This window comes from Paraburkholderia sp. SIMBA_030, assembly GCF_046535245.1.
Lineage (GTDB): Bacteria > Pseudomonadota > Gammaproteobacteria > Burkholderiales > Burkholderiaceae > Paraburkholderia.
In genome coordinates, this window is record NZ_JAWRXB010000327.1 from 1 (window position 1) to 279 (window position 279).

1 protein-coding gene is annotated in these 279 nt (G+C 49.1%); it reads right to left on the minus strand.

Going from position 1 to position 279, the window contains the following annotated elements:
* Positions 1 to 279 (minus strand): hypothetical protein (locus tag SB772_RS40205; protein WP_410838544.1); only part of this gene is annotated, 279 nt, incomplete at both ends.

The window sequence follows — 279 nt, forward strand, 5'->3', positions numbered from 1 at the left end:
CTTCAGTGACCTTGTTGATTTGCTGGCTTTCGATACCAGCGTCGCTCAGTACTTTTTGCGTGCCAGTGGTCGAGACAATCTTAAAACCAAAGTCTGCAAGCTGACGAGCAATCGGAGCGATTTGGGCTTTGTCGCTGTCACGAACTGAGATAAAGACGGTTTTTGTTTCGCCTTCAGTTGGCAAGCCTGGCAGACGCTCGTTACTACCGATAATGGCCTTGTAGAATGCTTCGCCAAAGGTTTTGCCCACGCCCATAACTTCGCCCGTTGATTTCATCT